General features: G+C 51.5%; 17 protein-coding genes and 1 pseudogene. 8 read left to right on the top strand and 10 right to left on the bottom strand.

Annotated elements, in window-relative coordinates; all coding sequences use genetic code 11:
* Positions 1-179: 179 nt before the first annotated feature.
* A pseudogene (locus BUA24_RS13385) lies at positions 180-308 on the top strand (transposase); the annotation flags it as partial.
* 1,041 nt (positions 309-1,349) lie between these two features.
* Entirely contained in the window at positions 1,350-2,237 is an 888-nt protein-coding gene (locus BUA24_RS06805; protein WP_072790362.1) for an alpha/beta fold hydrolase, read from the top strand.
* 29 nt (positions 2,238-2,266) lie between these two features.
* On the opposite strand, the gene BUA24_RS06800 is transcribed toward BUA24_RS06805, so the two are convergent.
* Both BUA24_RS06800 and BUA24_RS06795 read right to left on the bottom strand, forming a co-directional pair.
* Positions 2,267-3,163 carry a lysophospholipid acyltransferase family protein gene (locus tag BUA24_RS06800; protein WP_072790359.1) on the bottom strand — a complete coding sequence of 299 codons (897 nt, stop codon included), beginning with the start codon at positions 3,161-3,163 and terminating at the stop codon, positions 2,267-2,269.
* A 117-nt stretch (positions 3,164-3,280) separates the two neighbouring features.
* Positions 3,281-4,042 carry a CDP-alcohol phosphatidyltransferase family protein gene (locus tag BUA24_RS06795; protein WP_072790356.1) on the bottom strand — a complete coding sequence of 254 codons (762 nt, stop codon included), beginning with the start codon at positions 4,040-4,042 and terminating at the stop codon, positions 3,281-3,283.
* A 185-nt stretch (positions 4,043-4,227) separates the two neighbouring features.
* Between BUA24_RS06795 and BUA24_RS06790 the strand changes: the two genes are divergently transcribed.
* On the top strand, positions 4,228-6,216 hold the full coding sequence (locus BUA24_RS06790) for an elongation factor G (protein WP_072790353.1): 1,989 nt from the start codon (positions 4,228-4,230) through the stop codon (positions 6,214-6,216).
* Between the two features lie 41 nt (positions 6,217-6,257).
* Here the strand turns inward: BUA24_RS06790 and BUA24_RS06785 are convergent, their stop codons facing one another.
* From BUA24_RS06785 to npdG, 4 genes are all read right to left on the bottom strand, one after another.
* Positions 6,258-6,770, bottom strand: coding sequence for an HIT family protein (locus tag BUA24_RS06785; RefSeq protein WP_084660279.1), 513 nt, complete (start codon positions 6,768-6,770; stop codon positions 6,258-6,260).
* On the bottom strand, positions 6,760-8,733 hold the full coding sequence (gene thrS / locus BUA24_RS06780) for a threonine--tRNA ligase (protein ID WP_245790340.1): 1,974 nt from the start codon (positions 8,731-8,733) through the stop codon (positions 6,760-6,762). The genes BUA24_RS06785 and thrS overlap by 11 nt, the downstream gene beginning before the upstream one ends.
* A 63-nt stretch (positions 8,734-8,796) precedes the next feature.
* Positions 8,797-9,909 (bottom strand): cysteine--tRNA ligase, encoded by a 1,113-nt coding sequence (cysS, locus tag BUA24_RS06775; protein WP_072790347.1) that lies wholly within the window; start codon positions 9,907-9,909, stop codon positions 8,797-8,799.
* Between the two features lie 9 nt (positions 9,910-9,918).
* Positions 9,919-10,581 (bottom strand): NADPH-dependent F420 reductase, encoded by a 663-nt coding sequence (gene npdG / locus BUA24_RS06770; RefSeq protein WP_178138739.1) that lies wholly within the window; start codon positions 10,579-10,581, stop codon positions 9,919-9,921.
* A 77-nt stretch (positions 10,582-10,658) separates the two neighbouring features.
* Between npdG and fabI the strand changes: the two genes are divergently transcribed.
* The 4 genes from fabI to BUA24_RS06750 all read left to right on the top strand — a co-directional run bounded on the left by fabI (position 10,659) and on the right by BUA24_RS06750 (position 15,269).
* Positions 10,659-11,432, top strand: a complete 774-nt coding sequence (gene fabI, locus BUA24_RS06765; RefSeq protein WP_072790345.1) for an enoyl-ACP reductase FabI — start codon at positions 10,659-10,661, stop codon at positions 11,430-11,432.
* A 224-nt stretch (positions 11,433-11,656) separates the two neighbouring features.
* A complete protein-coding gene (locus tag BUA24_RS06760) occupies positions 11,657-12,538 on the top strand; it encodes a hypothetical protein (protein ID WP_143146437.1) in 882 nt (293 codons plus the stop codon).
* A gap of 154 nt (positions 12,539-12,692) precedes the next feature.
* A complete protein-coding gene (locus BUA24_RS06755; protein ID WP_072790340.1) occupies positions 12,693-13,700 on the top strand; it encodes an aromatic ring-hydroxylating oxygenase subunit alpha in 1,008 nt (335 codons plus the stop codon).
* A gap of 102 nt (positions 13,701-13,802) precedes the next feature.
* Positions 13,803-15,269, top strand: a complete 1,467-nt coding sequence (locus tag BUA24_RS06750) for a purine-cytosine permease family protein (protein WP_178138738.1) — start codon at positions 13,803-13,805, stop codon at positions 15,267-15,269.
* Positions 15,270-15,414: 145 nt separating this feature from the next.
* On the opposite strand, the gene speB is transcribed toward BUA24_RS06750, so the two are convergent.
* Positions 15,415-16,425, bottom strand: a complete 1,011-nt coding sequence (speB, locus tag BUA24_RS06745) for an agmatinase (protein WP_218587430.1) — start codon at positions 16,423-16,425, stop codon at positions 15,415-15,417.
* Positions 16,426-16,572: 147 nt separating this feature from the next.
* Here speB and BUA24_RS06740 point away from each other — a divergent pair, with 147 nt between their 5' ends.
* Entirely contained in the window at positions 16,573-17,400 is an 828-nt protein-coding gene (locus BUA24_RS06740) for a maleylpyruvate isomerase family mycothiol-dependent enzyme (RefSeq protein WP_072790337.1), read from the top strand.
* Positions 17,401-17,460: 60 nt separating this feature from the next.
* On the opposite strand, the gene BUA24_RS06735 is transcribed toward BUA24_RS06740, so the two are convergent.
* From BUA24_RS06735 to cobN, 3 genes are all read right to left on the bottom strand, one after another.
* On the bottom strand, positions 17,461-18,330 hold the full coding sequence (locus tag BUA24_RS06735; RefSeq protein ID WP_072790375.1) for a DNA-methyltransferase: 870 nt from the start codon (positions 18,328-18,330) through the stop codon (positions 17,461-17,463).
* A 120-nt stretch (positions 18,331-18,450) separates the two neighbouring features.
* Complete coding sequence (locus BUA24_RS06730; protein WP_072790335.1) at positions 18,451-20,322, bottom strand: AAA family ATPase; 1,872 nt, start codon at positions 20,320-20,322, stop codon at positions 18,451-18,453.
* On the bottom strand, positions 20,319-23,855 hold the full coding sequence (gene cobN, locus BUA24_RS06725) for a cobaltochelatase subunit CobN (protein WP_072790332.1): 3,537 nt from the start codon (positions 23,853-23,855) through the stop codon (positions 20,319-20,321). The genes BUA24_RS06730 and cobN overlap by 4 nt, the downstream gene beginning before the upstream one ends.
* Positions 23,856-23,878: the final 23 nt, after the last annotated feature.

Here is a 23,878-nt window from a genome sequence, read left to right as displayed (position 1 = left end):
AGCGTGCATCGCAGCGTCGCCGAGCTCACCCGTGGCATCAAGGAGTGGACTGACAACTGGAACGAGAACCCCAAGCCCTTCATCTGGACCAAGAGCGCCGACGAGATCTTCGCTTCAATGCAGAAATACCTGGAGCCTATTGTTTCTCCGCAAACTTCTGAGGAGGGACACTAGGGAGAACCTTGAAAAGCTGGCACGATGAGATCCTGGCCTGGCACAGTGCCTTTGTGACCAATGGCCCGACAGAATCGATGAACAACCTCGCCCAAGCGCATCGCCTTTGGAATGACAAACTTTGCAAACTTTAGAATCCGAGCGCTCCTAATTGCTTGTAAGCCTGACTGGTCACTACTAGGAACGCTTACCCGGTGACAACGCAGCTCTCTAGCGCACTTGGTTCGTAACAGGATCCAACCAACCCAATAAGTGAGACACCATGGAGAACCCCTTGGCTTTCCTTGCCCGTTCATAGGTTGTGTAGCCTAGACCTCTCAAAATGACGGCTTCAATCTGGCCATACACCCAAGAACGCTCAACAACTTACCGATTCCTGGTCGATCTTGGCACCGGATTACCGCTTATTTCCGAAGACCCGCTTATCTCTTCAGACTGAATCTCGCTAGCCCGTAGCGGTCTTCCCGTCATTAGACGAAAGACACGACGTCCTAGAGAGGTTCTTTCATCATCCAATGGCTCATCAGTGTTCAACATACCGCTATAACCTAGCGTTCCCCTCATAGCCTTGACTGCCTGATATCCTTCTCACCAGCCACTTTTGCTATTGCTGAGGAGAAACCTACGACATCACCACTAATTGGCTGCCAGCGACCCTAAAAAGAGGTGCGGTTGGCACGACACACCCTTGTAAACGTCATCTGCAACGCCCAAGGTTGCTTCCCAAGCCCCTGTTTATCTCTGACGCGATCAAGAACCTCGTGTCACCCCCACGTTGCTAATACCCAGGCATCTCCTGAAAACTATGTCCTTGAGATATTAGAGGAAACTCTGGTTTTGCACCATGGCGCATTAGTGTCTTTCTCCCATCCTAAGCAGGCTGTATGTACGGATTTGCAATCGCCTAGCCTCCGTTTTATTGACAAAGTCCCGTGCCCCCGGAGCGCATCGTCCCCAAATCAAAGCCTTATCGTTGTTGCGCAGAGACAAAGCCTTGGCGCTCGGACTAGAGAACTCTGGAGCTTCAAATAATAAGGAGTATCATCCAGAACCCCAGCACCTCAAGCCTCAACTTGAGGCGACTCTTTACCTACATGTCCATGCAAAACTTATGGTCAGGTGTTGGTATAGAATGAGGCTCGATAATAAAGATCTTCTTGGGAGCGTCAAATTCTATGAACAAAACCTTGAAACTCGACGACGGACGAACCATAGATTACTTCGACTCGGAACTAAAAAGCGAATATGTCGTCGTGGCTCATCACGGTACGCCAGGGTTTGGGGATCCCTCACACAAAGAACGAGAGGCAGCGGAGCGAGCTGGAGTGCGTCTCTTGGCCCTTTCAAGGCCTGGGTATCACGGCTCTTCTAGACAACGTGGACGTTCGGTGTCATCTATAGCCACTGATGTAGAAATGGTTCTAGACAGGCTTGGTATCGAAAGCTTCGCCACATATGGAGTCTCAGGCGGTGGTCCACACGCTCTAGCGTGCGCAGCATTACTACCAAGTCGAGTCAAAGGTGCAGCATCGGTAAGCGGGGTAGCACCTTACCTAGCACCTGATCTTGAATTTTTAGATGGCATGGGTGCCGACAACATAGAAGAGTTTCAAGCGGCTGTGCTCGGAGAGCCAGAGCTTACCACATACCTAGAGGCCGCCCAACACCAGCTCAAGGATCTGACGCTTCAGAGCCTTTTAGATGGACTTGAATCTTTACTGTCCAAGGTCGACGTCGAGGCGGTAACGGTACTAGGTGAGGAGATAGTTGAGAACTTTAGGGGTGCTTTGTCTTCGGGTATAGAAGGATGGATCGACGACGACCTGGCGTTTGTAAAATCCTGGGGCTTTGATGTAGAGGAGATAAAGGTTCCTATTCGGATATTTCAAGGTGAAAAGGACCTCATGGTTCCACCATCTCACGGTGTATGGCTCAAGGACCACATTCCCGGCGCACAGTTTGCCTACTTTGTAGAAGAGGGGCATATCTCCATGACACTAAATCAGAGCGACAACGTTATAAAATGGCTGTTAGAGCAACTAAAGGCCAGCAAAGTTGTCTGAGTAAGGGTTAGACCGTGTCAACCTCAAGGTCAAGGTATCTCTTCACCCTTTAGTGGAACAAAGGCGAGCCATTGCTCTGGAGCTGTATGTATCATATCGCCCATAGCGTCAGCTATTAGTTGGGTCAAGAACTCGACCTTTTGCTTTAGGTTACTCCCTTGTATTGTCTCTGGATAGATCGGGCGGTAAAAGACTATGTTGTGCTCAAGGTGGGAGGTCATAAAGATCGCACAAGGCAGGATGGGCGTCTTTGATCTAAGGGACAGGACCGCAGGCCCACCCGGTATCTGAACCTTCTCCCCCAAGAGAGTCACCTCTACTCCTGTATCTGTTATGTCGCGATCTGAGACCAAAGCTACTACGTAGTTATCTTTAAGCGCCCCCAGGATAGAGGCAGTCGTAGCTTTCCCTGGGTAGATCGGCTCAATCCCCATTCCCCTTCGGTCTCGCCAGAACCACTCCTTTAGATCTGGATCCTCAAGCTCCTCCGTTACTGCAGCCACTCGTCCACCTCTTGAGGCAAACCATCCGGCTCCGAAGTCCCAGTTTCCGATGTGCGGAGAAACTACCAGAGCTCCCATACCCCGTTCTAGCACCTCTTCTAGGTAGTGGAGATTGGTAACTCTAGCTTCTGAAGCGATCTCGAGCTTGGATAGACTCGGCGTCACAAGCAGGGACACCCAGTAACGAGCGTAGTTCTTGTAGGCTTGAATAACACGATGTTCAAGAGCTAGAATGCCCAAAGGACGTAGAGATGCCACACGCTGATGATGTCGCACTACCCTTCTTCTAGACTTTGGGGAAGTCATGTATGCAACGGCACCGGCAGTGAATGCAAGAGTCTCATGCGTCTTTGCTGACAACCTCCTAAGTACCCTTTCAGCAAGGCGAAGGTACCAAAGAGTATCTAAAGCGCGGATAAACATGGTCTTTCTAAACTAACCGAAACACCGGACAATGCGCGGGGACCTCCAACCTTATAGCAGCGACAACTAGATACAGGGGATCTCCGTCTCATCGCCGATCGAGGAAGAGTTTGGAAACTATCCCTTGTAAGTCTCTCTAAACCTCTTCAACACACCCTCAGAGGATCGTCGAGCTAGAACTCCACTGCGATAAGGACGAGGCATCTGTTTCTCCGATCGACCCAACAAGGTGTCACGCCTAGACCTTGAACGTCTAGACCCATACACCCTGCTACGTACTCTCTTAGGTCTATCCATCTGTTTAGAGGCTTGGCCCCAGATCTTCAAGAAACGTTGGACAACGGTAAGAGCACTTGCGACCAGTATGAAGATCAGCACATAGGACAGTACGGCTGAGAATGCCAGTCCAACTATGACCAAGAACACCCTCTCGGCTCGCTCCATGAGTCCACCTTTAGCGTTAAACCCTAAGAGTTCCGCCTTTGCCCTCTGGTACGAGATGAACGACGCCATACCATACGACGCAAAGGAAACGAGTGTCATTGCGGTGTTGTGGCGGTCGAGATAGAACCATCCGAGAGAACCAAATATTATAAAATCACTGATTCGATCGGCGAAGGAGTCTATGAACGCTCCACGCTTGGAGGTGGCAGCGGTAACCTTGGCCACCGGTCCGTCTAAGAGATCGGGGACACCCGCTGCAGCCACGGCAATCACGCTTAGAAAGAGATGCCCAGTTACAATCAGCCCACCCGCTACCAGTGAGAACGCAACTCCCAAGGCGGTTAGGGTATCTGCGGTCACCCCCATGCGCGCCAGAGACTTACCCAGAGGCCTCGTTACCCTATCGACCTCTGTTCTCAAATTTCCGTCAAACACCAGCTACCGACTCCCTAGTGTGTCGAGACTTTGTCCTTCTCAACCCATGTTCAGATCGGTGGTACATCGATCTGTCAAAATAATTCCTTGTACGGCTAACAGGATAGCACAAAACTTTGATATCTTTAGCCTTGAGGGTGACCTCGTTGGGCCAAACGCCTAACGCCTAGTCAGCGAGGTGTGTGATGAAGAGCTATGAAAGTTCAGACGTTCGCAACGTGGCAGTAGTCGGACAGGTCGGGAGCGGAAAAACTTCACTAGTTGAAGCACTTGCCTTTGAGGCAAAGGCAATATCCAAAAAAGGGTCCGTGACAGAAGGCAACACCTTATCCGACACCGAAGCAGAGGAGATAGCTCATCACCACTCCACTACGTTGGCGGTTACCACCCTTGAGGTAGGCGGGGTCAAGATCAACTTATTTGACACACCAGGTTCACCGGACTTTGCCGCAGAGGTAGCTCCAGCACTAGCCGCTAGCGAGATGGTAGTGCTTACGGTTTCGGCAGCCGATGAAATAGGCCCCGATACGCATCGACTCTGGTCCCTCGCAAGTGAGAACAAACTCCCGGTGCTTCTATGCGTCACCAAACTAGATAGGGAGAACGCTGACTTCTTGGCTACGATATCCAAACTCCGTGATGTGCTTAGCCCAACTATCGACGTTATAGACATCCCCGTGGGTCAAGAAGCTGCGTTTAGCGCCGTAACCGACGTTCTCTTCGAAAACACAACAAGATACACCCCAGATGCCCGGAAAACGGAAGCTATCCCTGACGAACAGCTCCCCATAGAACACCACGAACACGAACACCTCGTCGAAGATGCAATAGAAGAAGACGACGCTTTGATGGAGAGATACCTAGAAGGCGAAGAGCCGTGTCCAGATACTGTCGAGGCTCTTCTTGCCAAGCGCGTGAGAGAGCGAAAGGTCTTCCCGGCTCTGTGCTGCAGCTCGACGAGACAGGTTGGGGTCGACCTACTCATTAAATATCTGATAGAACTGGGTCCATCTCCAAAACCACCCATCAAAGAGGAAGAGCTCTTGGCGCAGGTTGTAAAGACCTACTCAGACCCCTACCTCGGTAAGGTTTCCCTGATAAAGGTGTTTCAAGGAGAACTCAAATCCGATGACACCTACGTCAATCTAACCAACCATAGCATCGAGAAACTTCACGGCATCTATCAAAGGGTAGGGCACGAATCGATACCACTAAAGTCAGCGATGAAAGGGGACGTCGTCTTTGTAAACAAACAGGCCTCGCTTCACACCTCAGACACACTTGGGCTACGCCCAGACCAGTCTCCACTACCCCCTCTTAATCTTCCACTGCCCACGTACAAGGTAGTAGTGACCACACCTAACAAGAACGACGATGAGAAGCTCTTCGGCGCACTTCTAAAGATCGCCGAGGAAGAGCCTGTTCTCTTAGTTGGCCGAGAGGAGCGTTCGCATCGCATAACGTGCCAAGGTATAGGTGACTCCCATATCGCTAACGTCTTGGAGAAGGTACAAAGAAGAACAAAGATCTCCGCAACGTTTGACCAACCAGAGATCGAGTACCTTGAGACCATAACTAAAAGCGCATCCGCCGAGGGTAAGCACAAGAAACAAAGCGGCGGCCATGGGCAGTACGGAGTCGTAAACCTAACGATCGAACCTTTGCCTCGAGGAGAGGGGTTTCGCTTTGTTGACGAGGTGGTAGGGGGGGCAATTCCCAAGAACTTCATCCCCGCCGTCGAAAAAGGGGTGTTGGAAGCCATGGAGTCAGGAGGGCCCAACGGATACCCGATCGTAGATATTTTGGTTCGAGTGATAGATGGAAAGTACCATCCCGTCGACTCATCAGAGATGAGCTTTAAGCTAGCTGGAGCACTGGCACTAAAGAACGCTGTTTCACTCGCTGAGCCCGTAGTTCTCGAACCTGTCGCCGAGGTTGTAGTGCACGTTCCTTCTAGGTTTCAAGGGGATGTCCTTGGCGACCTAAGCTCTAAGAGAGCCCAAGTACTTGGGACAGAAAACCTCGATGGCGACCTCGTTGCTATCTCGGCACTTGTACCAGAGAGCGAGATGTCAGGGTACACGATCCAGCTCCGTTCAATCACAGGGGGAAGGGGCACCTTTCAAGAAAAGCGCCATGGCTATCAAATACTAACCACCAACAAAAGGCCCTGAGTAATCGGTAGGTAGGAATACATAAGAGACACAAGGAGACGCTACGTAGAACCTTTGTTCCATGAGGTGGTAATTCTCTCGTATGAGACCTCAAGCGACTCAGGTTGAACTCGGGCGCCGGCCACTGTGGTCATGAAGTTGGTATCTCCGTTCCACCGAGGCACTATGTGGAAGTGTATGTGTTCTGCTATCCCAGCACCTGCAGCCCGCCCAAGGTTTACGCCGACGTTGAAACCATGAGGCGAATATACCCCTTTGAGCGTGGAGATTCCACGATCCAAGAGGTCGAAGATCTCAATGCGACTCTCGACACCTAGATCTGCGACCTCTGCGGAGTGAAGATAGGGAACCACCATGAGATGACCTGAGGTATAGGGGTAGATGTTCATCACCACATAGCAGTGTCGCCCGCGTTCGATCACCTTTAGATCTTTATCCGATCCCGTTGTCTGTGCGATCTCGCAGAGCACGCAGACACCTCTGTCGTAGCGATCAGAGGCCGATCCTTCTATGAAAGACATCCTCCAACCAGCCCAGATCGACTCAATCGTCATAGCTGAACCCCACCAGTTCAGGCTCTTTAACCTCTGAGCTCAGCTCTTCAAGAAAAGCTGCCAAAGCCACGCCTCTTTCAGGTGCGGACGATCCCCGCCGGTTGACCCCTACGGTACCTGCCTTCTCATCTTCCTCTCCAACCACGATGACGAAAGGCACCTTGTCCATCTTTGCACGACGAATCCTTGCACCTAAGGGCTCTCTAGCCTCGTCCACATGGCTTCTTGCTCCGATCCCCTTTGCTGCCTTGGAGACCGCCTTGGCATAGGACATGGACCCCTCACTTACCGGCAAGACAACAACCTGTGTGGGCGAGAGCCAGGCTGGAAGCGCACCGGCGTAGTGTTCGATGAGGATAGCCATGAATCTCTCGACCGAACCAAAAAGCGCCCTGTGCAACATATAAGGTGTCTCGGAGGTGTTGTCTTGGCTTGTATAGCCTAAGTCGAAACGCTGTGGCTCTTGTAGATCGACCTGCAAGGTAGAGACTTGCCATCGTCTTCCAATAGCGTCGGTAAGATGAACGTCGATCTTTGGAGCATAAAAGGCTCCCTCCCCCGGAGCGATTTTGTAAGCCACGCCTATATTGTCGAGCGCTTCGATTAGTGACGCAGTCGCCACCTCCCAATCCTCATCGGACCCTATGTACTTCTCAGGCCTTGTAGCGACCTCAGCCTCAAAGTTAGTTAGACCAAAAGCTCCAAGTAGGGCCAAGACGAATCGGATCAGCCGCTCAACCTCAGTAGCTAACTGATCCTTTGCACAAAATATATGGGAGTCATCTTGGGTAAGCCCCCTAACCCGGGCGAGACCATGCAGGGTTCCAGAGCGCTCATAGCGATACACGGTGCCAAACTCAAAGAGCCTTAGTGGCAACTCTCGATAAGAACGGGCCCGAGACTGGTAGATGAGTATGTGCATCGGACAGTTCATCGGTTTCATGTAGTACGTCGACCCCTCAAGCTCCATCGGAGGGAACATTCCGTCTTTGTACCACTGCAGATGGCCCGAGATGTTAAACAGATTTTCTTTCGCCAGATGCGGAGTCCAGGCAAACTCATACCCCGCCCGCAGATGAGCCTTCCTGGAAAACTCCTCCATAAGGTATCTAAGGAGAGCACCTTTTGGATGAAACACCGGAAGTCCAGAGCCTATCTCTGGCGGGAAGTGAAAAAGGTCGAGCTCTAGTCCCAGTTTTCGATGATCCCTCTTAGCTGCCTCTTCGAGCATCTTGAGATAACCCTCAAGAGCGGCCTTTGACTCCCACGCAGTTCCATATATCCTCTGCAGCTGCGGCCTTTTCTCATCGCCTCTCCAGTAGGCACCTGATATGCGAGTGAGCTTAAAGTGACCTAGATAGGAGGTGGATGGAACATGGGGTCCTCTGCAAAGGTCCACAAAACCCGAGGAGTTCGCATACACGGTAATTCCTGCTTGGGAGACACCTTCTTCCGAAGCGGTCGAGGAATCCTCAGACTGGCTAGCCACCCCTTTTATGATCTCGACCTTGAAGGGCTGATCTGAAAAGATCTCAAGTCCATCTTCAAAGCTGTAAGCCTTGCGCTCGAAGCTTTGACCCTCAGCTATGACCTTGCGCATCTCTGTCTCGATCTCCTCAAGGTCTTTCTCTTCGAAGTGTGCTGATCCAGGTAGTTCGAAGTCGTAGTAGAAACCCTCGTCTATCGCTGGTCCAATCGCATAGTGAGCTCCGGGCCAAAGCCTGGTAACCGCTTGTGCTAGAACATGCGCGGTTGAGTGCCTAAGTATTGAGCGACCGGTGTCTGTGTCGGCGTGTACCCATTCGATCTCGTCTCCTGCATCAAGCGGTGTGCTGAGGTCGACAAGCTCCCCGTTTTTTTTCATCGCCACAACGACCTTAGGACCCTTGCCATATCGCTTGGCCAGCTCAGCGGCCGAGTGACCGGAGTCCACAGAGAGTTCTCCGACGTCTTTTATAAACACGTTCAAATCCACACCACCTATTGATACTTAGTCTTGGAGTATATGAGACGATTTGAGTCCCAGCTAAAGAGTTACTCCCAAAAGGGCAGCAGAGGTAGAGACACCCTGACCCTTACTAACCGCTTCATCTATCGCCGACACTGCGCCTTTGACGTCTAAGTCATCGTCTAGATGCGCACGTACCTCATCAAGCGCGCCGCTGCCCGCTCCAGCCCTCTTCCACCGAGCGAGCCTCTCTTCCTCGATCTCCACGAGCCCTTCGCTAAAGTCCCAGGAAGACTTGTAGTGATTCGATGCGATAGCGAGCCTAACAGCTCCCGGGGAGTGACGCTTTAGCAGATCTCCTACGAATACAAGATTCCCAAGGGACTTTGACATCTTGATACCATCTAGATTGACCATGCCTACGTGCATCCAGTATCTAGAAAACGTCTTTCCGGTCGCTGACTCGCTCTGTGCGATCTCGCACTCATGATGAGGAAAGATCAGATCGGAACCCCCACCATGGATGTCGATGGTCTCGCCAAGTTCCCTCATCGCAAGTGCGGAACACTCAATGTGCCATCCCGGCCTTCCTGCCCCATACCTCGACTCCCACGAGGGCTCACCTGGGGCAGAGGGCTGCCATAAGACAAAGTCCAAGGGGTTACGCTTTCGCGGGTCATCGGGATCAGCCCCCCGCTCTGCTGATAGGGTGATCATCTCTTCATAGTGATAGTGGCTTAACCCTCCAAAGTCGGCAAATGTGGTGACGTCGAAGTACACCCAGCCACCTACCTCGTACGCGTGACCCTTCTCGAAGAGATCGGAGATGAGGGAGAGAATCTCAGGGATTGCAGAGGTTGCCCTTGGCTCGGAGTAACACGCAAGCACCCCTAGCGCCGCCATGTTAGCGTCAAACTTAGCCATCTCAGAGGCCGCAAGGTCTAGGTAGTTGCAGTCAAGTTCTCTAGCTTTTCGCAAGATGTCGTCGTCGACATCGGTAACGTTTCGCACACATAGAGCACGCACCCCCATGTCGATAAGACGTCTCTGTAATATGTCGAAGGTGAGGTACACAGCGGCGTGACCGACGTGGGCTGCGTCGTACGGGGTGATGCCACATGTATATATCCGAACCGTCTCCCCGACCTCCAATGGAACCTTTTCCCGTGCCTTGGTATCGAAAATTCGCATCACTTTAGATCAAGCCTCAATTCCACTTATCGAGATAGACGTCTGTGCCTTATACTTTACATTCAGATTTAATAGGACGGCCGTCATAGCCTCCACAGCCCCAGCTACCGCCAACGTCCCTGCATCTAAAAATCGCAGACCATCGATGCAGGAAAATACATCCATGACAGATCTTTTAGCCTCAGCAGAGTCACCACAGACCAACACATCTGTGTGCAAAGAAGTCTTTATATCTAGCAACTCTTTGGCAGGGACGTGTTGAAACGCAGCGATTACGTCTGAGTGAGGAAGGATGGAAGACACCATAGAAGCAACAGAGCCTCGGGCTGGCACTATGGGCTCAAAGACAGTATTTACGCGCTGGAGTGCATTAGCGACGGTCACTACCGTCTTTCCCTCTAAATATCTACGTATGGGCTTTAGGGTCTGCGCTATAGCCTCCCACGGGGTTGAAACGACGACCAGATCTGCCTTGGCTGCATCCTCATTCGATCCTGCTTGGATGTGAGCCTTGGCTGAGTCTGAAAGATCTAACTCTTCAACCAAAGACCTCGCCTTTGTCTCGTCCCTCGATCCAACCGTTACGTCCCTCCCAGACATCGCTAGCCGGATCGAAAGCCCTCGACCCAAAGGTCCCGTTCCTCCGATAACCCCAATAGATTCCCTAGCCAAACCATCTCCTAAATGTGCGCGTATCTATGTATAAGGTAACGCTAATGTTATTGAAGTCTAAATCGTAGGAGGGTCTTGTGGGGATTTTAGAAGGAAAGAAGATACTTATAACCGGCGTATTGAACACCTCGTCTATCGCGTACGCTGCTTCTGAGGTCGCCATAGCGGAAGGCGCCGAGATTGTCTTAAGCGGCTTTGGCCGAGGACTCTCCATAACACAAAGAGCTGCTAGAAAACTCGGAGAGTCGGTAAAGGTGATTGAACTCGATGTGACAGATGAAAGCCACCTCAACTCCCTGGTCGATCAGCTCCAGCCCTGGAAACACCTCGACGGCGTCCTTCACTCCATTGGATATGCACCTCCAAGCTGTATAGGCGGAGACATCTTTCAAGCAAATTTTCTTGATGTGGCTACCGCAATTGAGGTGTCGACCTTCTCACTCAAGTCACTAACGCAGGCACTACTTCCTCTTCTAAAAGAGGCTCCTACGGGTGCATCGGTTGTAGGTCTTGACTTCGACGCTCAGGTAGCCTGGCCTGGTTACAACTGGATGGGCGTGGCAAAGGCAGGGCTTGAGTCCCTTACTAGGTACCTCGCTCGAGACTGTGGTCCGATGAACATAAGAGTCAACCTCATATCAGCAGGACCGATTCGAACGATTGCAGCCAAAAGCGTCGAGAGCTTCTCCTCCTTTCAAGACGACTGGGGGCAAAAGGCACCCCTTGGATGGAACCCCACAGATGCGACCGGCGTTGGAAGAAGTATTGTGGCGCTGCTCTCAGACTATATGCCGCAGACAACCGGCGAGATAATACACGTCGACGGCGGGTTCCATGCTCTTGGAGCGTAAGAGCCTCCTAGTTCTTCCCTCAGCTCAGATCTCTAACCTACGTGCCACAACACATAAGCTGACAAGGGTAGGCAACCAAGAAATTACAGGGTCTATAACTAAAGCCACCACAAACAAAAACTAAGGAGATCACGCAGCAGAGGCTCTAAATCTCTGTTAAATTCGAGTCAGGAAAGACTGATTGGATGTTCGGTCATAGAACTATAGAGCCACGGAGGGCAGAGATGAACCGTACAAAACCTATGCGCACCTTTGCGAAGATCTTGGTGCAACTTTCTATCTTCGTACTTATGACCATAGCTACTTGGTCATCGCAGATAAGTGAAAGTAAAGTTGTCTTGATACAGCCAAATCCTATAAGCCCAGTCCAAGGAGGCACAGGTGTTGGAGTGGTCCTGCGTGGCGGATCTACGAGTAGCTCGACTGGATCGTCTACAGTTGGAATTCCTCCTATATATCTACCAAAGCTAATCACACATACAGCCAACTCTTTCTCGGTTGACTGCATCACCTACTCGGTCTACTTTGCTCCAAGTAGGTATGACTACCAGGTAGAACTGACTTATGCCCAAGACCTGTGGAGCGCGCTCCTTCCGAGGTATCCGATGTGCAGATCCACAACGAGTGCTACGACAAATCTAGGAGCCTACATCAACAACATCTGGACAAAGACCTACATGCAAAACCTCCCTGTTCCCAACGTCACCATCCCACCAGGATTCGGCGTGGTAGGCATTCCCTCTTATGTAGTCACCCACTTTCCATTCACGCTTTTGTATCGGGCCTTCACACCCTATGGGCAGCTGACCATCTCAGCGCTAGGGTCGCTGGATTTAACCACAAGACCAACCGAAAGCTCAGATGGAGGACGGATTCAGAGTCTTGGTCCGTTTTTCACCCCCTTACAGCCGTGGCCTCTTGGCACAGCGGTTATAAACTGGGGCCAGCCAGGCTTCGACTCTATCACTGCGAGCCTTACCTGGAGCGCAAGGTGGCAACTTGACGGTGAATCTGGATATTTTGCACCGGTGCTTAGGCAGTACAACATCTCTAACTTTCAAGTAGAGGCACTTCAGGCTGTGCGGGTACGCAGTGGTCAGCTGTAACGAACAATTAACACAAACTCTTTGTTAGATTGCTATAGTTTTAGCTACGTTTACTAACGGTCCATGGTTGTACACAGAAAGCCTTTCGGCCGTAATTGAAGCTAGCGAGGACCTCGATTGTTTTTTACAGTGAAAGGAGAAACTCATCAACTTCGTGAAGGCTGAAGATGAGCTTTTCTTTAACGACGACCCACGTCTCTCGAAGGGATTTCTTCCAGTCGCGTACTCTCAAGAGATCGACGAGTCTTTAAAGGTCTTTGAGGTCCTGTCAAATGAGTTTGTGCTTACCAGAATAAATGGCACGGTCCACGCCTACCTAGATCGCTGTCCTCACAGACGAGCACGGCTCTCTTTAGGCCACTGTGAAGACGGAGTCATAACCTGCGCCTATCACGGATGGCGGTTCAATGCAAAAGGCTCATGCATAGAGATACCAGCCCTCCCCCAGGGTCCCATATCGGAAAAAGCAAAACTTACCGTCCCCTACCGCGTTGTAGAGAAATTTGGAGTCGTATTTATCGCGCTTGAAAGACCCGTAGCACCACCCCCTGAAGTCAAAGAGGCGGACCTCTCTGATTTCTTGGAGGGAACAATAGCTCCCTTTGAAGAGAGGGTCTCCGTAGGGCTAATGGCAGATAACTTCCTTGACGTAGCTCACTTTCCCTTCGTACATAGATCCACCTTTGGAGATAGCACCGACGACTCTAAGGCTGAGTTTCAAGTTACACGTAAAGACCATGGCTTTGAGGCTATCTATGAGCACTGGTTTATAAATCGGGAAGATCCCTTGGCCGCCTCGGGACTACGCCCTCTTCGGCAAAGACGACGGTTAACCTATCGTTATTTTGCCCCCCTGTCCCTAACTCTTACCATCGATTTCTTAGATAGCGGTGGACGTAACGTCATCGGCTTTTTCCTCTGTCCAAGCAGCAGAGACAAAGCTCGTGTCCTCTCAAAGCTATGGCGAAACGACCTAACCGAGGAGTCTTTTATGAAAGAGGCGGTCGCCTTCGAAGAAAAGATCATAGAAGAAGATCTACTGGTTCAACGGAGCTATCGGGAGCTAGCCCTACCACTCAACCCATCTGCGGAGCTGCACACAACAGCGGATAGGGTAACCACCACCTTTAGGCGGGTCCTGAAAGAGTTCTTGGAGGCTTAGTGGAACTAAGACGACCTGGTCGACCTCCTAGACGGATCTCAAGACGAACTGATCTCTGAGAGGCACAAGTAAGTTAGAACACGAAAGTGAGGAGGAATATCTTTGAAAGAAGCCCACGAGATTCCTATAGCCGAGGCTGGACCGATAGGGATCGAACAACGCGGCATCGACTACATACCTTCCAGCGAACGCTGGGCGAAGCCACACAACCTTTTTTGGATGTGGTCCGGAGCACTCTTCAACGTGGAGTACCTAGTGTACGGAGCCGTTCTTTACGGCTTTGGCTTTACGTTTTTGCAGGCTTTATCGATAATCCTGATCGGGAACCTCTCCTACGTACTCCTCGGACTCACCTCTTTGCAGGGGCCTGAGGCCGGCACCACCACATTCACGATCAACAGAGCACCATTTGGTATTCAGGGATCAAAGCTGCTTGCGTTTTTCAACTGGCTGACCCAGGTAGGGTTTGAGACAGAAGGAGTTGCCCTAATCGTACTTGCCGCCCTTGCTCTATCGGACAAGGCCGGTATAACACACCCCTCCACGGGACTTAAGATCGCCTTCATAGTTGCGGCTGGTCTCATCCAATTAGTCCTGCCTCTTTATGGACATGAGAAGATCTTCAAGACACTTAGGGTCTTGTTCTGGCCGTTCTTAGCTCTATTCATCGTCTTTGCCGTACTAACGGTGACTAAGGTCAAGTTGTATGAGGTAAGCCACGGAGCCTCCTGGCAGGTGTACTTTGAGGGACTTGCCTTTACTATCTCAGCCTCAGGGCTTGGATGGACAGAGAACGGAAACGACTTTTCAAGGTATCTCCCAAGAAACGCCTCTAAGAAGGCGACGGTACTGTCTGTATTCTTAGGAAGCTACATTCCATCAGTGGCGCTAATGGTCCTAGGTGCAGCGGTAGCCACCTTTGTGGGGAGCCAAAATGCATCGATCACCGGTATGGCGCACGCCTTTTCTGGATGGTTCCTGTGGCCTTACCTTCTAGTCGCAATGGTGCAGCTCTTTGCAATCAACTCCCTTGACCTGTACTCTTCGGGCGTTACTCTCCAGGCGTTGGGCCTACGTCTAAAACGCTGGCAGGCGGTGGTATTAGACACCGTTATCTGCACCTCGCTCGCTGCCTACGCCATCTTTGCGAGTTCCTTCAACAACCTCCTAAACGAGTTCATCTTATTCATAATCGTCTGGGTGGCCCCTTGGACCGCAATATACCTAGTCGACTGGCTGATGCGAAAGATGAGGTACTCTCCCGAGGATCTTCAAAAGACCAAAGGTGGGCTGTACTTTAGAGGAAACGGAGTCCACTGGCCTGCGATCGTAGCACAGATCGGCGGGATGATCGCTGCACTTATGGCGTTGGACGCCTACCCACACTACGTGAGCCCCATCTCGAATCTTACAACCACAAAGACATCTGGGGGAGGTGCTGACTTTTCCATATTCACCGGTCTCATAGTCGGCGGTCTGCTCTACTGGCTGCTAGCCAGAAAAGGCGTCAAGAGGGAGAACGAGGCTTTGGAGGCTGCATCGAAGAGCGGCGACGTAACTACCGCCTAGTGCCGATCAACTTACAATGACTCAAAGAGAGGAAGTAGTTAGCTACTTCCTCTCTGTCATTTAAGAAATATTTAATCCCAAAGATATATCTCATCTTTAATTACATTGTACGACTTCGTCAAAGACCTGCGCAGAGGTGATGTCCTTACTCGCTATCTCTTAGGCGCTTCTTCGCCGAAAGCGCTGCTAGAGCCTCGAGCACAACCCGATGAGCGTTGTTGATCGTTACCTCGCTTGAGTCGTAAGGAGGAGAGACCTCTACAACATCCATTCCCGCCAATTCGACAGATCCAACGATCTTTCTCACGGCACGCAAGAGATCAGCCGGGGTCATGCCGCCTGGCTCTGGCGTACCTGTCCCTGGGGCGAATCCAGGGTCTAGCACATCTATATCTACTGAGAGATAAATTTGGTCACACCCCTCCATCGCCTCAGAGATAGCTGTCTCTATGACCCTAGGGGCACCAACCTCCCAAACCTCCTGCATCATGTGCCATCGCATACCTTGCTCTCTCATCCACTCCCAGACCTCAGGCCCAGGCCAATAACCACGAAGACCCACCTGTACGAAGTTCTCTCCCCTTACAGCTCCTGACTCGATGAGCCGCCTCATGGGAGTCCCGTGACTAAAGAGATTGCCTTCGATCGTATCGGCGGTGTCTGCATGAGCATCAAAGTGCACTACGCCTACCTTCCCCCATCCCACAGCTCTGGCGACTGCGGTGACAGATGGAAGTGTAACCGAATGATCACCACCTAGGACAATCGGCACTATAGAGCGACGACTTACCTCATGCACCCGCTGCTCGATCGCCCGGTGGGAGACCTCCGTCATGCCATGAGCACAAAGAGCATCACCAAAGTCCACGACACGCAGGTGCTCAAAGATCTCAACACCCAGATCCAGATGGTAGGTTCCAGGACCGTACGCTAACGCCCTAAGAGCCCTCGGGCCAAATCGCGCACCTGGACGATTCGTGGTAGAGTCGTCCCAGGGCGCACCGACCACGGCAACGTCAGGTGCAAGAAGATCAAGGTCCGAAGGGGACGCAGCAAAGGGTCGCTGTGCGAAGGTTGCCAGACCTTGATAGGAGGAGCCAGATAGCTGCTCCGCCATATAGGGGGATAGCTGTGACATAATAGGGTCGTCTTCCATAGCTAAATCCTAGGATCTGAACGTCACCCCAGGGGATCTTTGAACAAAATAAGCCGGTAGGTAAAGGTCTCAGACGACACCCAATGCACTTGATTGATATACTTTGGACCATGAGCGCAGTCGCAGATAACGGGAGGATCTAGATCAATGGCTATCTCACAGTTGTCTTTCGACCACAACGAAGTCTCCCGTGATCTTATAGACTCCTGGCGTAGCTTCAAAGCCTTGGTCGAGTCTTTGGAGGAGTCAGAGCTGAACTACGAAACCCAGTGTCCAAACTGGAGAGCCAGAGACGTCGTGGCTCACATAATCGGTATCGAAAAGATGTTGCTCGGAGAACCGGTCCCAGACGTCACGCTTGATGTGTCCCCACACATAAAAAACGAGGTGGGCGAGTTAAATGAGAGGTGGGTTCTAGCACTTGCCAACTTGGATGTAACCGCACTCATCACCCTGTTGAGCGAGACAGTACTGGAGAGGGAGCTTGCGCTTTCGAAGATGACAGAGTCTGACTTTGACAAGCCGGGCTGGTCCCCAGTGGGTGAGGTTCCCTACAAGCGATTCATGTCCATAAGGGTCTTTGATATATGGACCCACGAACAAGACATAAGGGAGGCTACCCACAGATACGGCAACTTAGATACATCACCAGCTAGACGCTCGTACCTTGAAGCTCTCTACACGATGGGATATGTAGTCGCAAAAAGGACCTCTGCGAAGGAAGGAGACTCTGTAGCATTTCTCATCCAAGACGCAGAGCCCTTCTCGGTCGTAGTGTCACAGGGAAAAGGCATCGTAGAAGACGCCAACGAAAGCTCTGCTAACTGCTCGATCATCACAGACCTAGCTACCTTTATGCGTCTTATAGCCGGCAGAGTCACCGCCAAGGAACTCTCTGGGGGAGATAGAGTCTCAAGCACTGGAGACGTTGTCTTAGCTCAAGAGGTGTTAGACAACATCGCTTACACGATATAGGTGACTGTAAGAGGAAACCAAAGCGTCACCGGCTTATCTTTGGTCGCACCGGCTGAGACATTAGAGACGGATGTAGGATATTTGACTCCCAGATCCTTCTTCACCAAGCCGCCTCTTGGTCACAGAGAACGCCTCTTCGTTGTTGTCAACGAGTAGAAACCTTCTGCCAAGATCTAAGGCCACTTTGCCCAAGGTTCCGCTACCGCTGAAGAAGTCCATAACCCAGTCCCCCTCCTTGCTGCTCGCCTGGACGATGCGCCTTAGGACTCCCTCTGGCTTCTGAGTGGGATATCCTGTCTTTTCCTTCCCTGTCGGCGAGACGATCGTGTGCCACCATACATCGGTTGGAAGCTTCCCCTTAGCCGCTTTTTCCTCGGTCACGAGGGAGGGAGCCATATAAGGTTCCCTGTCGACGGCTTCGGAGTCAAAGAAGTAGTTATCTGGATCTTTTACATATACCAAGATATTATCGTGTTTCGTAGGCCATCTTCGTCTACTCCGGGCTCCGTAGTCGTAAGCCCAGATAATCTCGTTCAAAAAACACTCCCTACCAAACACTGCGTCAAGAAGGACTTTGGCGTAGTGAACCTCACGATAGTCCAGGTGTAGATAGAACGTGCCTGTTGGAGCTAGCACCCTCCACGCCTCAACTATGCGAGGTTCAAGGAAGCTCCAGTAGTCATCGAAGATGTCGTCGTAAGATTTCAAGGTGGTCTTTATCGTCTCATACGACTCGCCTTTGAATCCCTTCCGCTTGCCACTTGGTGAACGGGTAGTCTTTAGAGACTGCCGTGTCTGGACCCTTCCAGTATTAAAAGGCGGATCCACGTATATAACCTGGAAGCTTCCCTTCGGAAGTTCTCTGAGCACACCCAGGTTATCTCCCAGTACAACCGCACCGGGGGCGGTTCCCCTAAAGATATCTGAAATGCTATCCACAAACCTCTGGCACCTATCCATCTAAAGTCTTAGCTACCCAACAAAGGCTACCGACTCCCAACATGTGCGATCGATCATACCGCCAAGACGCATGCAGAGATGCTGTGGAGACTAGGTCCGTTCACTTAGCTCAAAGTAGGTTGCCCCCATCTCGAGCGCTATCTCTTTTGCATAGGTCGTCGAAGACCTCTCACTTGAGATAGCACAAAAGATCGTCTCTATCGACCGCCTTTGCACCTCTTTAGCCTCTATCTTCGCAGCCTCAAAGGGCGAGAGGTTGGAGTCGGTTGCATTTGCTCTTCCATCAGAGATGAACACCAACAACGGGCGTACACCCTTTTTCTTCTCCATCTCCGCCATCTTTACCGACTCCCTTATCGCAGAGTCAAGGGGGGTCCTACCGACATAGCTCAAAGCCTCAAGCCTGCTACGAACGACCTCAAGGCTCTTTGTCGGTCGAAGTGCCACGTGAGCCCTCTCGCCGGCAAACGTAATTAAAGCTACCTTGAGCCTCTTTACATAAGCGGAGGACAGCAACTTGAAAGACACCTCTTTTGCGAGAGCAACCCTGAGATCGGCACCCATCGACTTGGAGATATCTACCACAAAGATAACGGTCGATGACAGTACCTTCTCTCGGGTTCGATAGACCAGGTCGTTCTCTTCCAATTGTGACCGAGAAGATGCATCGTCAGCCTCTTTAACGAGGTTCAAGATGGAAGCCGCAAGGTTGATCGAGGACCCTTCCTCATATCTATGGCTAGCTCTTCCCTCGCCTCCAAGACGTCTATAGACCTCAGATAATGGAGAAGAACTATCTGAGATAGAAAGCTTAGGATCGAACAGGGTTACGGCCATCTCTAGGCTCTGTCCGCCGCCTGGTTCCTCTAGATTACCTTTGGCTTCATCACTTTGAGGATCTCTGCCGATCTCTTGGTTTTGAGAGACTGAATCGTTTGGACCCTTATCTGTACCTGAGTCTCCCCTAACACGAGCACGGTTAGAGTCCTTGTTGTCCTGTTGCCCTGTTTTGTCGTTGTTGTTGGTGTTCGGCTCGCTGTTTTGTGCCCGGTAGGTCTTTGATCCTTTGCCCTCCTGGTCGTTTTGTTGGTGTGAGCGTTGAGCTCTACTTCTATGGGCAAAGACTAAAGGAGCTACCTCCAAAAGATGAGAGCGTTTCACGGAGTTCTCAAGGCGTAAGACGCATAAAGCAACAGCTGCACGCAGAAGCGTCAGATCTCCCCTCAAACCCTCCGACATCTCTTGCATCGAGATCTCTATCGCTTCCGAGACAACCTCATCGGTGATGAACATAGTTAGGCCTTGCTCAGTAAGCGTTATTCGCGCTCGTTCGATCTCTTCCTTGAGTCGCTGGTCTTCCTCTAGGTAAGGAGCGATCACGGAGCTGTCGTTAGCGTCAAAGGCAAGACGTCGGGTGACCGCCTCAAACCTCTCTTTGAACGACAGATCGTCTAGTACGCTGACTGAGAGACCAAAGCGATCTAAAAGCTGGGGTCTCAGCTCCCCCTCCTCTGGGTTCATGGTTCCAATAAGCACGAAACGCGCCGGTTGGGTAATAGATACGCCGTCTCGCTCCACCACGTTTATACCAGTCGCCGAGGCGTCCAGGATTAGATCTACGATGTGGTCGGGCAGAAGGTTTACCTCATCGACGTATAACACACCTCCGTCCGCCTTGGCCAAAAGCCCATCTTTCACCTTTATCTCTCCGTCTCTAAGTGCAACGGATATGTCAAGGGAACCCTTTACCCGATCCTCTGTTACGCCCATCGGCAACTCGACGAACTTCGAAGGGTCGCCTAGCAGATACCTAAGAGAGCGGACCAAGGTGGTCTTTGCCGAACCCTTGGTTCCAGAGATCAAGAGCCCCCCCACCTCTGGTGCAACCAAAGAGATCAAGAGAGCTAACTTGAGCTGTTCCTGACCTACAACCGCAGAGAAGGGAAAGTAGCGGTCTTTCATCGCTCTTCCTCCCACGCCTCTGACTCAAACATAGTGTCTCGGACCATATCTAGAGTCTCTCCCTTTGCACTCCAAAGTCCTCGTTGTGCGGCCTCTAGGAGGCGCTCACATATGGAGGTCAAGGCGTGAGGATTGGAGGAACGAAAGAACTTCCTCACCGTCTCATCACCTACATAAGAGGCGGCTATCGACTCATACATCCAGTCCTTTACCACATGGGCAGTGGCGTCGTACCCGTAGACGTAGTCCACCGTAGCAGCCATCTCAAAAGCTCCTTTGTACCCATGTTTCATCATCGCCTCGATCCATTTAGGGTTTACAACCCTAGACCTCACAACCTTTGCCGCCTCTTGTTCCAAAGAGCTGACCTTTATCGCCTTGGTCCTTGAGCTGTCACCGAAGTAGGCCTTTGGGTCTTTGCCACTTAGATGTCGAATAGCTGCGATCATACCTCCGTGGTCCTGTAGGTAGTCGTCGGAGTCGAAGATGTCATGTTCTCTGTTGTCCTGATTCTTCGAGGCGATCTGCGTCTGTGAAAGACGAGACCTAAAGGCTTCTTTGTTCTCGACGCCAAAGGCGTCCTTGGTGTAAGAGTACCCTCCCCAGGAGACATACACCTCCGCAAGATCCTCGTCGCTGCGCCAGTGCTGAGACTCAAGGAGTGGCAAGATACCAGAGCCGTACGCCCTTGGCTTTGGTCCAAATATTCGAGGGGTATCACGGTCTTTGACTAGTGGATTCATATCGAAGGGCTCGTCTAGAGATCCGACCAGTTCAAAGGCCTCATCTAGAAGTTTCAGGCTTTGGGGGAAAGCGTCTCTGAAAAACCCAGAGACCCGACAAGTTACATCCACCCTGGGTCTATTAAGCTCCGAAAGTGGAACGACCTCTAAGGCACTGACCCTCTGAGACGATTCGTTCCACTTCGGTCTAACTCCCAAAAGAGCTAGAACCTGGGCTACGTCGTCCCCGCCGGTTCTAATGGCAGCAGTTCCCCAGATCACAACACCAACAGAGCGAGGATACTGACCTGTCTCATTCAAATATCGTTCGATGAGACGATCAGAGAGATCGACCCCGACCTCATAAGCCAAACGTGAGGGAACTCCACGCGGATCGATGGAGTAGAAGTTGCGCCCCGTTGGAAGAGCGTTAGACATCCCCCTCGTAGGAGACCCAGAGGGGCCTGGAGGCACAAAGCGGCCACTAAGTCCCCTCAGTAGACTCTCTAGTTCATCACCACACCTTTCGATGTTGGGAACAAGTGTTTGCGCCACCCACCTCAAGGTGTCTTGCATCTCCAAAGGAGCCTCTGATATGGCGGCGTCGTCAAAGTCACAGAAGAAGAGTCTCTCCACCTCGCTGCGGACCAAGGACTCAACCTCTTCCACCTTTCTCATCTCGCCCAGATAGTTCGGTCCATAGCCGAGGTGTCTAGCAGCTGCCTCTCGAAGGGAGGCAGCTCCGGGCTGATCCTCACGGGTAATAGCAACAACTAGATCAAGGAGCTCCTCGTGGGATGGGACCTGTCCAAAGATGTGGAGCCCTCCACGGATGAGGGCGTCTTTGATCTCACATAGATACCCATCTACATGAACCAAGAAGTCGTCGAAACCGTCGTCTAAAAAGTCGGGCTCTTCCTCGAGACCAAGCTCCTTGTCGATCTCGGCGCTAACCAAGATCTCATAGATCTGTTCCCTTATCCTTGCAAGTTTTGATGGATCCAAAGAGGTAAGGCGCTGATGTTCGTCCAAGAGCGCCTCGAGCTTAGAGAGGGCCCCATAGGTCTCAGCTCGCGTCATAGGCGGAATCATATGACCTATCAAGGTGGCATGCACTCTTCTCTTTGCCTGAGTACCCTCCCCTGGGTCGTTTATGACAAATGGGTAAAACACCGGAGTGGACCCAATGGCTAGATCTGGGAAACACTGCTTTGACAGGCCGACACTTTTTCCCGGAAGCCACTCCAACGTGCCGTGCTTGCCGACGTGCACAACTGCATCTACCTTCTCTACCTCCTCCAGGTAACGGTAAAAGGCAAGGTAGTGATGGGTCGGAGCCAGCTCTGGCGAGTGATAGATCGCAATGGGATTGTCGCCAAAGCCCCTAGGCGGCTGGATACAGACGAGAACGTTTCCAAAGCGCAACCCCTGCATATAGAGCTTTTCGTCCTTATAGTACACCTCCCCAGGCGCCTTTTTATGGTCGGTTTCGAGCTGATCGCGCACCGAAGCGGGTAGTTGCGAAAAAAAAGTTAGGTAGTCTGAGGCATGCATGTAAAGTGCGGAGTCTGCTTTAGCTCCAAAGCCTAAGGGAGTATGGTAGTCCAAGGTATCCCCCAGCATCTGCATCAATAGATCGCCGTCTTTGGGGTATCCCTCGACACTGTATCCAGCCTCTGCCAGTTTGTCCAAGACCTTGATCGTTGAAGCAGGGGTATCGAGACCAACAGCGTTACCCAGACGTGAGCGCTTCGTAGGGTACGCAGACAGCACAATAGCTATCTTTTTGTCTCTGTTCGCAACCCTACCCAGGCGAACCAGCTTTACTAAGTAGTTTGCAAAACGTCCCAAGCGCTCATGATCGACTCTGTAGGCGTAGATCTTGGAACCAAACTCTTCGTCCTCATCGATGAGTTCTTTAAAGGCAACTATATGGGAGACTATCCTTCCATCAAACTCCGGTACCGCCACAGACATCGCAACATCCATAGGCATAAGGCCGTAGTCGGAGTTCTCCCACTCCGAACGAGGCCTCGTAGATACAAGCGCCTGGACTATCGGGACGTCGAGGCTGCTAAGCGTCCCCGGATCCCATGAGTGGCTCTCTTCGTCGAAAGAGCCCGCCGCTAACATCGTTGATACTACAACGTCTGCCTTATAGCTTCGACAGAGTTCGACGATTGGATCGGACCCATCATCTTCGCTATTTCGCAGTGAATAGGCATAGATTCCATGGGCATTGAGCCCCAAAGAGGCCATCTTCTCCAACATGTCCTCTATGAAGGTCGTGTTTCCTGAGATTAGGTGAGCCCTATAAAAAAGCACTACTACGTTGCCGACTGGGTCGTTCGCCAACAAAGAACGGTAAAGGCCGACGTTAGGCACCGATTTCGCTTCCTCAAAGCCAAATCCCAGACCTAGTACAGTATCTGCAACAAAACGAAGGAAGTTCTCAAAGTTATGGGCGCCTCCCTCTACGAGGTAACGGAAGGCTGACTTCCAGATACCAGAGACCACCGTGGATCTTTCCATTAGATCAAGATCCAAAGAGCTCTCTCCGGGGAAACAAAGAGTTACAACCCCAATAGAGCTAGCAAGATCTAGGAGTTCTTTCACCCCTTTACTGTTTAGCCCACCTAAAGAACGTACGATCAGAACATCAACGTCAGTCAATAACTCCACACCTAGCTGATCTTGAGCCTCAAGAGACCTTACCATCAACTCAGGAAAGCCCTCAGGTAACTGTTCCCAAACGGTTCTAAAGGCTAAGAGCTCTGTGTCTGCGTTCGTAAAATACGCTATCTTCGCCAAGTCAACCCCGCTATCTCTCCAAA

The organism is Ferrithrix thermotolerans DSM 19514 (assembly GCF_900128965.1).
Lineage (GTDB): Bacteria > Actinomycetota > Acidimicrobiia > Acidimicrobiales > Acidimicrobiaceae > Ferrithrix > Ferrithrix thermotolerans.
This window is presented reverse-complemented; position numbering and strand designations above follow the sequence as displayed.